Here is a 13,416-nt window from a genome sequence, read left to right on the forward strand (position 1 = left end):
CTATTATTTTTTTATTGTAAGATTAGTATTGATTTTTTTAGCTTATTTTTAGAGCAGTGCAAAGATAATGATTTTAATGATAAACTAAAAAATGACTTTTCACGTTATTTACTTATTTAATAATTTTTTAAATGTTTATTTAATGAAAAAAATATTTCTCCTCCTCTTTTTATGCATTTTTACCTTGGGCTTTTCTCAAAAGAAGAAAAAAACTAAATCTAAAGCGATTATAGAAAAGGAAACCCTGATTATATACACAGAGAATGATGCCGAAAGTACAAAAGAAGCCAGAATAATTGCTGGATTTTTAAAACAAAATCCGGGTCATGCTAAAACAGATTATTTTAAAAAGAAGTTAATAGAAATCATTATGGCAGATAATTCTCCGGAAGCAAAGCCTATTATTAAACCATTGAGTAAAGAAAAAGTTGAAAAAATTGTTAGCAATAATGAATTAAATAATCCCAGAGCCCTTGCTTCAAATTCAAATAATAAAGCTGCTGCGCCGGAAAAAAACGTTAGCTACGCAAGTGTAGGAAATACAAGTAAAAAGGCAGAGCCAAGCGAGAAAAGTAAGAAAACGGCAGCGATGTTAACGCATATGTTTAACAACGATCCGATGGATAAAGAGGCTTATATTAATATTAAAAATAGGTCTAAATGTAACTTAATTGTAAAAATAAGCGGAAAGAAATATTATAATTTGGATGTGCCGGCTAAGAGTCAAAACTTTATTTTAATAGATAAAGGTGAATATGTGGTAACAACAATGGTATGTGATGCAAAATATTCTTCTTTGAAAAAGATAGATAAAGATATTGAGATTGAATTGAACCTGAGTGATGATTAAATAAATCTGGAAGAACAGCATGAAAAAAGCGGCTAAGAAATTTCTTTGCCGCTTTTTATTTTTATCCTTTATATTGCCCCATTGCAATAAATTTGTCTTGTCTTTGGGTTTCAAGCTCTTGTCCTGTAAATTTAGAAAAAGCCTTAATGTTTTGTAAAATTGAAGCTTTTAAATTTAAGTACGTTGTTGCAGGATCATAATGCGCTCCTCCAAGTGGCTCTTCAATGATACCATCAATAAATTTCTCTCTTAAGGCATCTTTTGGGGTAAGATTTAATGCATTTGCAGCATCTTCCTTGTGATCCCAGTTTCTCCATAAGATAGAAGAACAGCTTTCTGGCGCAATTACGGTATACCAAGTGTTTTCCAACATATACACTTTGTTTCCTACACCAATTCCTAAAGCGCCACCACTAGCTCCTTCACCTATGATATAAGTGAAAATCGGAGTTTTTAGCTGAACCATTGTGAAAATGTTTCTTGCAATAGCTTCACCCTGACCTCTTTCTTCAGCCTCCAATCCTGGATAGGCTCCCGGCGTATCAACCAAAGTAATAACAGGAATGTTGAATTTTTCAGCAAGCTTCATTAGTCGTAAAGCTTTTCTGTATCCTTCAGGATTTGGCATTCCAAATCTTCTGTGTTGTCTTTCTTTAGTTGTTCTTCCTTTTTGAGTTCCTATGATCATTATTTTTTGACCATCAAGGGTAGCTAAACCTCCTATCATTGCAGGATCATCTGCGAAGTTTCTGTCTCCGTGAAGTTCTAGGAAACTTCCTTTGTCTACCATTCCGTGGATATAGTCTAGGGTATAAGGACGGTCCGGATGACGGGACAGTTGTACTCTTTGCCAAGGTGTAAGATTAGAATAGATTTCTTTTTTCTTTTCTATGATCTTGTCCTCAATTTGGCTGCATGCTAATTTTACATCAACACCACTTTCTTCTCCTACCAAAGAACATGTCTGATACTGGTCCATCAATTCTTGTATAGGAAGTTCGAAACTTAAATATTCCATTCTTGAAGTAAATTAAATCTTTCAAATTTATGAAAAATTATGGTAATTCTATTTAAAATTATTGATAGCATTGTTTATTCTAGCTATACTTTCTTGTTTTCCAATGATTTCTAAAATGTCTGGAACGTCTGGTCCTTTCAATTCTCCAACCAAGGCTAAACGAAGCGGCATCATTACTTTACCCATTCCTAAGCCCTTATTTTCTGCGAAATCATGTATTGCCTGCTTCAATGTTTCAGAAGTAAATTCAGTGCTTTCTAATGCAGTAGCAAATTCACCTAAAACTGCAGAAGTCTCGTCATTCCAAGCTTTTTTTGATGCTTTTTCATCATAAGAAACCGGAGCTTCGAAGAAAAACTTTCCATTTTCATAAATATCTTTCGGGAAAGTGGCTCTTTCTTTCATCAAATGAATGATCTTCAGTAGTTTTTCATCTTCAATTTTTAAATTTAAATCAGAATTTTTTAAAATTTGAAGTAATTCTTCATCAGATTTCAATTGAATATACTGATGGTTAAACCATTCTGATTTTTCTTTACTGAATCTTGCACCTGCTTTATGAACTTTATGAAGATCGAATTCTTTGATCATGTCTTCTAAAGGCAAAATTTCCTTATCATCCGCAGGAGACCAACCTAATAAGGCAACCATGTTGATGAAAGCATCAGGTAGATACCCGTTTTCTCTATATCCTTTAGAAATATTTCCTGTTTCAGGATCTTTAAAATCTAATGGAAATACTGGAAATCCGAATTTATCACCATCTCTTTTGCTTAATTTTCCTTTTCCTTCAGGTTTTAGAATCAATGAAAGGTGAGCGAATTGTGGAGCTTCCCAAGCCATTGCTTCATATAATAAAGTGTGTAAACCTAAAGAAGGTAACCACTCTTCCCCACGAATAACGTGAGAAATTTCCATTTCGTGATCATCGATGATGTTGGCGAAATGGTACGTTGGCATACCGTCATTTTTAACTAAAACTTTGTCGTCTAACGTATTGGTATTCACAGAAGAGTTCCCTCTAATGATGTCTACAAGATTCAACGTTCTGTCGATGGGCATTTTAAACCTTACAACATAAGGAGTCTTTTCATCCAACAGTTTTTGAACTTCCTCTTCAGAAAGAGCAAGACTGTTTCTTAAAAGGTTTCTTGTTTTGTTGTCATAAGAAAAAACGTCTCCTTTAGCTTCATATTCTGCACGAATAACATCTAATTCTTCCGCAGTGTCAAAAGCGATATAAGCATAATCTGTTTTCAAAATCTGCTCTGTATATCTGTCGTAGATATCCCTTCTTTCAGATTGTCTGTATGGAGCAAATTTCCCTCCTTTCTTAGGACTTTCGTCAGGAATAATGCCGCACCATTCTAATGCTTCTTCGATATATTCTTCAGCTCCTTCTACATATCTTGCAGTATCTGTATCTTCAATTCTCAATACAAACTCACCACCCTGATTTTTAGCAAAAAGATAATCATATAATGCGGTTCTTACGCCTCCCAAATGTAAAGGTCCGGTAGGACTTGGAGCAAAACGTACTCTAACTTTCTCCATTTCAATTAAAATTTTGATGCAAATTTACTTAAAAATATATGTTTTAAAGTTGTTTTATCATTCTGTTATTGGCTTTTTTGATTTTACTTCTTTTTTATAAAAGTAATCTCCATTAAAATAGTAGGAAGACTATTAGAGGGAAATGTTTTTCTTGTAGATAATCCAAATTCTAACTTGAAACGAATGAAAATAAACCCTAGATAAAAATTACTTTATGAGTATAAAGGTACAAAAGGCACAAGCTAAAGAAGATGACCGAAGGAGTTTTCAAAATTGTGCTTAGTAAAAAAGAAATTAATCCCAATTATGTTGAACATATTTCAAATTTCTTGAAACTAAGAGTATTTGGATAACAATACAAAAAACCAAAGCAAAAACCTTTTTGCTTTGGTTTAATTATATATGACCTATAATATGTATCTTATTTTTAGGACTTGTCACAAATGTTTTTAGTAAATATTGGTAATCTCACTTACTGTAATTTCGTGTCTTTCAGAATTATTCCCTTCGAGAATAAATGTTGCATAATATTTAGGAGAACCTGAATTCAAAGCATGCGTTTTCTTAATTATCTGAAGTTTGAATTTAGGATCAGAAACGTTCCCTGTATTGGTATTAGTTGCCCAAACTGAATTGCTTGCAATATATGGTGCATTTCTGTATAGGACTAAATTGCCATCACCTTGAGCAATAAGATAAGATTGAGATGATCCTATAGGGGAATTTGTATCTGTTGCCCATTTTGCTGGATATGGAGATGGTCCAAACCATTGAATAGGGCTTGCGTATAATACTAAATTACCATCATGTTGAAGATCTAAATGTAGATTGACATTAGCATAATTTAAGACTAAAGATTGACCTGTTGTTAAGCTTGAAATTTTGTTGCTTTCAGCAATAACTACAGTTTTAGTAAATGAAATCTTTTCCTGATCATTAATGTTTTTAGAACTTAAAGTTGTTGGTTGCTCATTAATCAAGTCCGTTTCTCTTGAACAAGATGCAAGCATAGCAGTTAATAGTAGAAAAGATGAAATTTGTAATAAATTTTTCATAAATATGTTTTTTTAATAGTTGTAAATATATGATTATTTATACAGTAAAATTACATAATAATGATTAATTCAATGTATTTATTTGGATATTAATAAAAATTAATAAAAAGTAGCTTGTATTGGGAGTTGATGAAAGACGTGAGTGGGGGAATGTTTTGTTTTGTAGAGCACCTAAATTATAAATTGAAAAAAGATAGAAATATGACAAAAGTCTAAAAAAATGTAAAGATTCAAATAGGTGTGACTTTACTTTTTTTTGTAAGTGTTAATTTTTAATAATGGTTTATTATTGGGTTTTTTAATCTTATTATTTACATTTGTAATAATTAACCTAAGAAGTGTATTATGTCAGAAATAGGTGAGAGGCCGAAGGAAAAATATTTTGTTTTGGGAGATGGGTCAAGCCATAAGTTAAAAAGAATGGAAGGGTGTAAGATAATCTACTTTTTGCAGGGTGATATGGTGAGGCGGGATTTTGAATATGAAAAAATAAATTAATGAAGAAGGAAGTGTCTTTTCTAATTGGGCTGAAAAATAATTTAGAATACACCAAGTTTTTTTACGAAATTGTAAGGAAATTATATCCAAGTGTTGAAATTGTTTTTGTTAGTTTTGGAAGTACAGATCATACTCATCAATGGTTAGATAATTTAAATGATCCCTTTTTAAAATACTATTACTCTGAAGAAAGCAAAACGTTATCTGATACTTATAATAAAGCAATAGCAATTGCTACAAAAAAGTTTGTTTGCTTTTTACATAATGATATGGTTCTGGGAAAACATTTTCTAAAAAATCTACAGGAAGATTTGTCAGAAAATAATATTAATTTTTATAAAGTTGTAGAACCACCCATTTTTACAGGAGATTTTCGAGATTGGAAATTAACTCAGGATTTTGGGGATGATATTAAGGCCTTTGATTTTGAAAGATTTTTCGATTTTGAAAATGAATTTATTTTAAATGTCAAAAATACTAATACTAAAACTGAGCATTCATCCTTTTTTTTATGTGCAAAAAGAGATACTTTATTGCAAATAGGTGGGTTAGATAACCTTTTTAATCCAATGTTTTGTGAGGATGATGATCTTATTCTTAGGCTAAAATTCTTAGGTTTGGAAACTATTCAATTGCACCGAGCTTTAGTATATCATTTCGTAAGTAAAACATCTAGGTTTTCTAAGGAATATGAAAATAAAACAAAAGCTATCGAAGAAAAATCCCAACGAAATTATATTAGAAAATGGGGATTTATAAACGGATCAAAATATTTGGCAAAGTACGATATCGGGATTGTATTAAATAATGGTAATCTTAAAATTTTATCTGAATTAGAGCCCTTTGCACAGGTTATTTATATTGACTTTCCGTTTGAAAATTATATAAATAAGGAGCAAACTCATACCAAATATAATTTAAGCGAAAAGATAAAACCTATCTCGAAAATTAAAGATCATGATGTTATGGTATTTGTGAATTCGAAAGCTTTAAATACCAAAACACTACATTCAATCTCAAATATTTCGGATATCATTACCGAAAATAAAAAAGATTATATTAATCCAAATGTTTTTTATAAACTTTTTTTGAAAATTATGAAACCATATCGTCCGTTGATTTTCTTTAATCAACCGAAAAGAATAGAAAAATCACTCATCCATAAAGAATTAGAAATTTGATGAAACTGTTAACAAAAATATTACCACTGCCTAAAATTTCCTATGGGATTACAGTAAATAACGAAGTTGAAGAAATTACGCTTCTTTTGAATACTTTACTTCCTCTAATTGATAAAGGAGATGAAGTTATTGTACTACAGGATATTACTGGGAAAAATCAAAGAGTTACAGATATTTTAGACAAGTACGGGGATAGAATTATTAGATTAGAAGCCCGATTAGATGGTGATTTTGCGACATTCAAAAATAACCTAATACAAGCTGCGAAAAATAAATATTTATTTCAAATTGATGCAGACGAAATCCCGAAAGAATCTCTTATAAAAGAAATAAAATTACATCTTTTTAAAAACAGAAAGAAAGATGTTTTTATGGTTCCAAGAATAAATATTGTAAATGGAATTACAGATGATCATATAAAACAATGGGATTGGAAGGTTAATGAAAAAGGATATATAAATTTCCCAGATTATCAACATCGAATCTTCCGATTAAACAAAGGTATTAAATGGGAAAACAAAGTACACGAGAAACTCTGTAATTATAAAAGGATAGCAGGGTTACCATCTTCAGACTATTCAATGTGCCTCCTGCATATTAAAGAAATAAAGAGACAAGAACAACAAAACTCATTTTACGATACTATTTTATAACCCTTTTTATGAGCATAAAAGTAATTTTAGATGCCGACGTAATTGCAGATTTCTACAAAGATAACCGAACCGGAATTTTTCGGGTTACTTTTGAACTCTTCAAAAAATTAAGTAATAATGATGTTATAGAAACATCATATGCTCATTTAAGTTTATGTAATAATGAAACATCTACTAAAGAATTAAATGTTTTTTTTACGGATAATTCTATAAAAATAAAGGATGCTAATAGTAGGAATAGAAGAAAGTTTCTACCATTCAGGAAAGAAAAACTTTTCAGGTACCTCTATAATAAAATAGGAGTTTACAATTACAAAAACATTCATTTTGAGGAGGCTTTTAAGGAAGCTGATGTTTTCCACTCATTTTATTATCCTATCAATAATGAAATCAGAAAATATACAAATTTAAAAAAGGTTGTTACTGTTCATGATCTAATACCTATTTTATTTCCAGATTTACACTTTACTTCAAGTCTGATCGAAAATATTATAGCGAGCATTGGAAAAGATGGATATGCAATTTGTGTCTCGGAAAATACAAAAAAGGATTTACTTAATTATGCTCCCCATCTCAATCCTGAGAAAGTTTTTGTTAATTTATTAGCAGCTTCTAAATTACTTTTTTATGTGTGTCAAAATGAAGAAAAATTTAATTCTATAAAAAAGAAATATAATCTTCCTGAAAAATATTTCTTGAGTGTGGGTACTTTAGAGCCACGTAAAAATGTAGATTTTGTGATTCGAACTTTTTTAAAAGTTATTAAAGAAAATGATATTGATGATTTAGGGCTGGTTCTGGTAGGTGCAAAAGGTTGGGATTATGATAAAATTTTTGATGAATATAATAACGCTGAAGAGTTAAAAGATAAAATTATAATCACAGGAAGAGTTCCAGATGAAGATCTTGCAAGCTTATATAGCCACGCCCATTCTTTTTATTATATGTCATTTTATGAAGGGTTTGGTTTGCCACCTTTAGAAGCGATGCAATGTGGTGTTGCCACGGTTACCTCTAACACTTCATCGTTGCCGGAAGTGGTAGGAGATGCTGGAATTATGTTAGATCCTAAAGACGAAATAGGATTATCTCAAACAATGTTGAGCTTGTATTTGAATGAATCTTTAAAAGAAGAATATGCTAAGAAAGGATTGGAGCGTTCAAAGCTTTTTTCTTGGGAAAAAAGTGTAAATGAACTTGTTACAATTTATCAAAAAATTAGTAATTCTTGATAAATTGTAAATAATACATTTTCCTAATTAATATTGTTTATCTTAATGACTCTATCTCCACGGATAATTTCCATTTTCTAAAACTGGTTTTTGTTGCACTGTTTTCTGGAAGAGCTCTCTTCACTGTATACTCATAATAAGACATGAAATTATAACAATTTTTTTCATGTTATGTTCTATATCTTATTTACTACATTATGTTTCTTTATTCAATGAGAATATCTGGAGGGCTTGCCTTTAGGATTATTTATTCATTTATTATATCTATTTCTTAGGAGTAAATAATTTGTTTATAGTTAAAGAAAGTAATGTTAATAGGCATTTATAACTTAAAAATTGATGAAATAATAAAGATTTTGAAAACTTAATTATTTTTTATTATTGATTGTTAATTATTGATTGTTTTTGATCTTATATTTGTGAAATTTTATAATAAGTAAATTATATGCTTGCAATGAATGAAAAACATTGCTACATCATCCATATATAGGCTTATTAATGAAAATAAACATAATTTGACTAACCAGAATTATCTATAAAAAGATACTGTGGTTAAGTACTAAGGAAAGTAAATAAGGATATAACCAACGATATAATTAATAATAAAATGACAAACACATTCAGAATGCTTCGTCATATCAATAAGTCGAAGTTTTTGTTACTTCTGCTTATAATATTTACAGTTTCTTGTTCACAACAAGAAGAAAGTTTGTTTGCTGAAAATGTTCCCACCATACCAGATAACAATAAGGAGTATGAAGGGATCGTAGATTATCTTACGGATCTTGGAACTCTTAATATCAATGTAATTGCTAACGGAAACTATCCGGGTAAAAATGATCCCTCTTTTATAAAGGGGATTAATACACCGAATGTAGCGTATTGTCATCCTGATGTACAATACTTTCCTAACGGATTCAATGGATATAAATATTGGATGGTTTTTACTCCTTACTTCGGAGTAGTAGGAAATGACCAAAACTCTAAAAGATATGAAAACCCAACAATTGTAGTGTCTAATGATGGTATAAATTGGAATGGCCCCAGTGGGGTTGCAAGTCCTCTGCAAAGAGCGCCTTCTGTTAATGAAAGTTTTTCAGAAAATAAAGTTGATCCTAGACAAGGTTTCTGGTCAGACGTTGATTGGACATTTGAAAATGGGAAGTTTTCATTATATTATAGAGCCAGTCTTATAAGGGCTGCTGCTTTGAGAGCAAGAGGAGCTAAAAGCGCAAATAATTTGAGAAAATTATTGAATAATTCTCAGAGAACCATAGTTAGGCAAACTTCTGCAGATGGAATATCTTGGACTCCTTTAGAAGCTGTTTATACAAGTAATAGTCCTTATGCTCCCAAAAATAATCATATTATTTCGCCTAGCATAGTTTATAATGGCCAAGGATATGTAAGTTATGAAGTAGAGAATAATATTAGTCCTAATTTTCCAGGAAATGATCCCTCATATATTATTAGAAGAACATCTGGGAATGGGCTAGATTTTTCAACTTTTAAACAAAGTAAGGTCGTTAATTTTATTAATAAACCTTGGACAAAAGTAAATTCTGAATATGCACCCTGGCATATTCAGGCAACTTATGTAGATGGATATTATTTCTTATGTATTGCTGCCGGAGAGGTGAAAAAATCTACTGCTGAAAGTCTTTACCTAGCTTTCTCTAAGGATGGACTTAATTTTAAAGTACTTCCTAAGCCATTAGTAGAAAAAAACACATATAGATCTTGTATTTTTCCAATGAATACAAATAGCGAGACGATTGACTTCGGTGCTGTTATAGCTTATAAAACAGGAGTTTTTAAGTATAGAGAATTTAAGCTTAATAAAGCAAAGCTAGACGCTTACCTTTCTAAATAAGTTCTATGAATACTGAAAAAAACAATATTTCAGTTTCTGTAATTATCCCTGTATATAATGCAGGAGAATTTTTAGATGAAACAATAGGAAGCGTTCTTTGCCAGAGTTTTGTGAATTTTGAACTTATTTTGATTAATGATGGCAGTACAGATCATTCAGCATTTATTTGTGAAGGTTATTTGAAAAAAGATAATAGAATACAATATTTTATTCAGGAAAATTCAGGAGTTTCAGTAGCAAGAAATTTAGGTTTATCATATGCATGTGGGGAATATGTGTTTTTTCTAGACTCTGATGATATTCTAGATTCTGAGTTTTTAAAAACATCCTATAATGCAGCTAAGAAACAAAATAGTGATATTACAATTGTAGGAGAAGAATATTGTAATCGGCTACCAAATGTTTCTGCATTGCCAACATGTGCTCAGTTTTTGAGTATGGATTTTCTGAGAAAATATCCAGATATAAGATTTCCTAAAAATATTCAGCCTTGTGAAGATGGTTTGCTTTCGCATCAATTATTTACTTTAACTAAAAATATTGGGGCAAATCCTGATGGGATTTATCATTATAGGCATCATGAAAATCAGAACCATTTGAAAATTAATGAAAATTGCTGGAATGTTATTGATCAAATTCCAGCGTGGTTTGATATTTTAAATGAATTTTATACTGAAAACAATTTGCTTAAATCTCATTCACTTCATTTAGCACTTTTTATAGAGCATGAACCCTTCGAATTCAGATATTTAGAAATGTCTTTAAATCAGGAGCAGAAAATTACATTGCATCGTTTAATTAAAACATTTATGCTGAAAGTTTTGCCTTATCTTTCGGATGAAGATAAAAAGTTGCTTAGTAAGCCGTTTCTTTATTTTATCAATTCAAATGATATTAATGATTTTAATCAATTTTATATTGAATACATAAAGCGTAAGAAAATGAGAAAGAAGGTGTACTTGTTTTTGATAAAGCTCATTCTACTTAAAAAGCTGAGAAGACAACTAAGAGGAAATATTGGTAAAAAGTTTTAAATAATGAAGATTTTATTCATTCAACACAAAAATTTTATTAATGGATCTGGTGGTACTGAAAAGATTTGTAGTTTTTTGGCTAATGGATTGTCTGATTTGGGGCATACAGTAGAGATTGCCACTAACCAGAATATTGAGGGAAGACCTATTTTTCCTTTAAATAAAGAAGTTTTAGTCACTAATATTTTTGATGAAAATATCTCTCAGATTGAACTAAAAGAAACTTTTAACTATAATGGTTCTAATCCTCTAAAATGGATTTTTTATAAAATTAAAAAGAAATCGACAAAGAGAGAGAATAAAAGATTAATTAAACAGATTGGAGGAAATGATGAGCTTTTTACGCTAAATCTTCATAATCGATCAAAAGCTTGGAAATCTTATATTGATTCTCTACATCCAGATATTATTATAACGATGTCAATCAGTTCTCTTTTAGAAATTACTTTCAGAAATGAATATCAGATTCCAATTGTTAATTCTACCAACGGAAGGCCGGATTATGATTATTCAGATATATTATGGCACAGAAGTGAAAAAGAAATGTCTTTGTTGAAAGAATCTTATAAAAAACTTTCAGCAATTCAGGTTTTGTTTGATAATTATAAAGAATTTTTACCAGAAACATTTCAGGGGAAAAGTATTACAATATCCAACCCTGTTCCTCAAATTGAAGTAAAACAAATTGTTAATCATTTAGTAGAAAAGGAGAGATATAAGATTATTAATATTGCATCTTTAGCTATAGATTGTAAGCAACAGCATATTGCCATAAATATATTTGCTAAAATAGCTCATAAATATCCGAATTGGGATTTATACTTCTGGGGAACAGGCCAGGATTATAATGTTTTATATAACCAAATTGAAGAAGTTGGTTTAAGAGATCGGATTTTCTTGAAAGGTTTTACAGCTAATCCTTTGGAAGAATTAGAAACTTCTGATATATTTATTTTCCCCAGTAAGTATGAAGGTTTTCCGTTAGCATTAACAGAAGGAATGTCTATAGGGTTACCAAGTATAGGTTTTAAAACATGTTCAGGAGTTAACGAGCTTATAAAGCATAATGAAAATGGTTTTTTAGCTACCACTGAACTTGAAATGATGAGTAATCTTGAAGCCTTAATGCAAGATAATACACTGAGACAAACTCTTGGTGAAAGTGCTCATCTATCTATGAAGAAATATGACAAAAAAAGTGTTTCCCAACTATGGAAAACACTAATTGATTCTTTTATGTAAAGTGTATTGACTATTTTAATAATTCAAAAATTTCTTCTTTCTGAGCCTCTATAGAAAATGGAAAAATAGCTTTTTCAGAATTGTTGTGTAAAGTATTCCAGGTTGATTCATTAGTGCAGATTTCAATGATGTTATCTGCAAATTTTTGATAGTCTTCATTCCCTGATATCAAAGCTGTTATTCCATCCTCTAAAAACATTCCTTCTGCTCCTATATCGGTAGTTAATACGGGAAGGGTATATTCTAAAGCTTGACCTATTTTACCTTTTACACCGGCGCCAAATCTTAAAGGTGAAACCGATGCAAAACATTTTTCATAGTAAGGTATAATATTCTCTACAAAACCAGCAATTTCAAACCTGTCAGAATTCAGCTTTTTAATAGCTTCGGAAGCTTCTGACCCAATTATAGTGATTTTTAAATCTGGTAAAACCTTCCAAACTAGAGGCATAATATTGTTGTGTAAAATTTCTACAGCATCTACATTAGGATCATGTAAAAATGTACCAATAAAGAAAATTCCATTTCGTTTTTCGAAAGGAGGCATATCTGCAGGCTTTACTTTTAAATTATGAACATTACTCACGGTAAATAATTTTGATTTATCTACAAAAGCGGTCATAAACTCCTTTTCTTTGTCACTAATTACGGCAATTTTATCAGCTTGCTTACAAAGCTCAGTTTCAATATGTTTATAGTGAACTAATTCTTTCGCTCTGTTTTCATCGTACTTAATTTCAAGGCCTCTTTCCATTCTTAGATAATGAATATCAACCATATCATAAATTATCTTTGCTTTAGGAGCTTCTTTTCTGAAAAAATTCAAATAATGTGCAAAAAGTTCTGGCCTGTGGCACCAAACAAAATCGAGCTTCGGTAAAAGCGTGTCAATGAAATGTTTCTTACCTTTCATTATACCATATTTACCGATAAATGGAGTATAAACAATTACATTATGCTCATTTAAATTTTTAATATACTTTTTTGATTCTACTTTTGGAATTGTTTTTCTCCAATCCATAAGATAGACATTGTAATGTTTTGCCAAGAATTTTGCTACTTCCGTAATTCTGTTAGATGCAGAATCTTTATCAAAGGTAGGAATCTGGCTGTCTACAATAAGTACATTCTTCTTATTTTCATCAGGAATAATAATTTTCTCTGATAAAGGATAATGGTTTTTTAGATATATATAATTCTTTATTTTTCTTTTGATACCCATACTT

12 protein-coding genes are annotated in these 13,416 nt (G+C 30.4%); 8 read left to right on the forward strand and 4 right to left on the reverse strand.

Annotated features, from left to right (window positions below; all coding sequences use genetic code 11):
* Positions 1-142 precede the first annotated feature (142 nt).
* A complete protein-coding gene (locus tag AMQ68_RS15080) occupies positions 143-850 on the forward strand; it encodes a DUF6759 domain-containing protein (RefSeq protein WP_054511462.1) in 708 nt (235 codons plus the stop codon).
* Positions 851-911: 61 nt separating this feature from the next.
* Here the strand turns inward: AMQ68_RS15080 and AMQ68_RS15085 are convergent, their stop codons facing one another.
* The 3 genes from AMQ68_RS15085 to AMQ68_RS15095 all read right to left on the reverse strand — a co-directional run bounded on the left by AMQ68_RS15085 (position 912) and on the right by AMQ68_RS15095 (position 4,477).
* Positions 912-1,868, reverse strand: a complete 957-nt coding sequence (locus AMQ68_RS15085; protein ID WP_054511463.1) for an acetyl-CoA carboxylase carboxyltransferase subunit alpha — start codon at positions 1,866-1,868, stop codon at positions 912-914.
* A gap of 48 nt (positions 1,869-1,916) precedes the next feature.
* Positions 1,917-3,422 (reverse strand): glutamate--tRNA ligase, encoded by a 1,506-nt coding sequence (gltX, locus tag AMQ68_RS15090; protein WP_054511464.1) that lies wholly within the window; start codon positions 3,420-3,422, stop codon positions 1,917-1,919.
* A gap of 449 nt (positions 3,423-3,871) precedes the next feature.
* Positions 3,872-4,477 carry a hypothetical protein gene (locus tag AMQ68_RS15095; RefSeq protein WP_054511465.1) on the reverse strand — a complete coding sequence of 202 codons (606 nt, stop codon included), beginning with the start codon at positions 4,475-4,477 and terminating at the stop codon, positions 3,872-3,874.
* A 345-nt stretch (positions 4,478-4,822) separates the two neighbouring features.
* Between AMQ68_RS15095 and AMQ68_RS25355 the strand changes: the two genes are divergently transcribed.
* The 7 genes from AMQ68_RS25355 (at position 4,823) to AMQ68_RS15125 (ending at position 12,190) form a co-directional block, all read left to right on the forward strand.
* On the forward strand, positions 4,823-4,975 hold the full coding sequence (locus AMQ68_RS25355; protein WP_160317993.1) for a hypothetical protein: 153 nt from the start codon (positions 4,823-4,825) through the stop codon (positions 4,973-4,975).
* A complete protein-coding gene (locus AMQ68_RS15100) occupies positions 4,975-6,156 on the forward strand; it encodes a glycosyltransferase family 2 protein (protein WP_054511466.1) in 1,182 nt (393 codons plus the stop codon). Before AMQ68_RS25355 ends, AMQ68_RS15100 begins: the two co-directional genes overlap by 1 nt.
* Positions 6,156-6,809, forward strand: a complete 654-nt coding sequence (locus AMQ68_RS15105; protein ID WP_054511467.1) for a glycosyltransferase — start codon at positions 6,156-6,158, stop codon at positions 6,807-6,809. Before AMQ68_RS15100 ends, AMQ68_RS15105 begins: the two co-directional genes overlap by 1 nt.
* Before the next feature lie 8 nt (positions 6,810-6,817).
* On the forward strand, positions 6,818-8,041 hold the full coding sequence (locus AMQ68_RS15110) for a glycosyltransferase family 1 protein (RefSeq protein ID WP_054511468.1): 1,224 nt from the start codon (positions 6,818-6,820) through the stop codon (positions 8,039-8,041).
* Positions 8,042-8,648: 607 nt separating this feature from the next.
* Positions 8,649-9,914: a hypothetical protein gene (locus AMQ68_RS15115; protein WP_241775149.1), complete on the forward strand. Its 1,266-nt coding sequence runs from the start codon at positions 8,649-8,651 to the stop codon at positions 9,912-9,914.
* A gap of 5 nt (positions 9,915-9,919) precedes the next feature.
* On the forward strand, positions 9,920-10,948 hold the full coding sequence (locus AMQ68_RS15120) for a glycosyltransferase (protein ID WP_054511469.1): 1,029 nt from the start codon (positions 9,920-9,922) through the stop codon (positions 10,946-10,948).
* Positions 10,949-10,951: 3 nt separating this feature from the next.
* Complete coding sequence (locus tag AMQ68_RS15125) at positions 10,952-12,190, forward strand: glycosyltransferase (protein ID WP_054511470.1); 1,239 nt, start codon at positions 10,952-10,954, stop codon at positions 12,188-12,190.
* Positions 12,191-12,200: 10 nt separating this feature from the next.
* On the opposite strand, the gene AMQ68_RS15130 is transcribed toward AMQ68_RS15125, so the two are convergent.
* The gene (locus AMQ68_RS15130; protein WP_054511471.1) at positions 12,201-13,412 is read right to left on the reverse strand and encodes a glycosyltransferase family 4 protein; all 1,212 of its coding nucleotides are present in this window, start codon (positions 13,410-13,412) and stop codon (positions 12,201-12,203) included.
* Between the last annotated feature and the right edge of the window lie 4 nt (positions 13,413-13,416).

Source organism: Chryseobacterium sp. ERMR1:04 (genome assembly GCF_001297705.1).
Classification (GTDB): Bacteria; Bacteroidota; Bacteroidia; order Flavobacteriales; family Weeksellaceae; genus Chryseobacterium.

What these genes read in the sequence shown, in the direction of transcription:
- AMQ68_RS15125 (WP_054511470.1), top strand. Translation starts at nt 10,952, where the DNA reads ATGAAGATTTTATTCATTCAACACAAAAATTTTATTAATGGATCTGGT.
- AMQ68_RS25355 (WP_160317993.1), top strand. Translation starts at nt 4,823, where the DNA reads ATGTCAGAAATAGGTGAGAGGCCGAAGGAAAAATATTTTGTTTTGGGA.
- AMQ68_RS15120 (WP_054511469.1), top strand. Translation starts at nt 9,920, where the DNA reads ATGAATACTGAAAAAAACAATATTTCAGTTTCTGTAATTATCCCTGTA.
- AMQ68_RS15115 (WP_241775149.1), top strand. Translation starts at nt 8,649, where the DNA reads ATGACAAACACATTCAGAATGCTTCGTCATATCAATAAGTCGAAGTTT.
- AMQ68_RS15095 (WP_054511465.1), bottom strand. Translation starts at nt 4,477, where the DNA reads ATGAAAAATTTATTACAAATTTCATCTTTTCTACTATTAACTGCTATG.
- AMQ68_RS15080 (WP_054511462.1), top strand. Translation starts at nt 143, where the DNA reads ATGAAAAAAATATTTCTCCTCCTCTTTTTATGCATTTTTACCTTGGGC.
- AMQ68_RS15130 (WP_054511471.1), bottom strand. Translation starts at nt 13,412, where the DNA reads ATGGGTATCAAAAGAAAAATAAAGAATTATATATATCTAAAAAACCAT.
- AMQ68_RS15105 (WP_054511467.1), top strand. Translation starts at nt 6,156, where the DNA reads ATGAAACTGTTAACAAAAATATTACCACTGCCTAAAATTTCCTATGGG.
- AMQ68_RS15110 (WP_054511468.1), top strand. Translation starts at nt 6,818, where the DNA reads ATGAGCATAAAAGTAATTTTAGATGCCGACGTAATTGCAGATTTCTAC.
- gltX (WP_054511464.1), bottom strand. Translation starts at nt 3,422, where the DNA reads ATGGAGAAAGTTAGAGTACGTTTTGCTCCAAGTCCTACCGGACCTTTA.
- AMQ68_RS15100 (WP_054511466.1), top strand. Translation starts at nt 4,975, where the DNA reads ATGAAGAAGGAAGTGTCTTTTCTAATTGGGCTGAAAAATAATTTAGAA.
- AMQ68_RS15085 (WP_054511463.1), bottom strand. Translation starts at nt 1,868, where the DNA reads ATGGAATATTTAAGTTTCGAACTTCCTATACAAGAATTGATGGACCAG.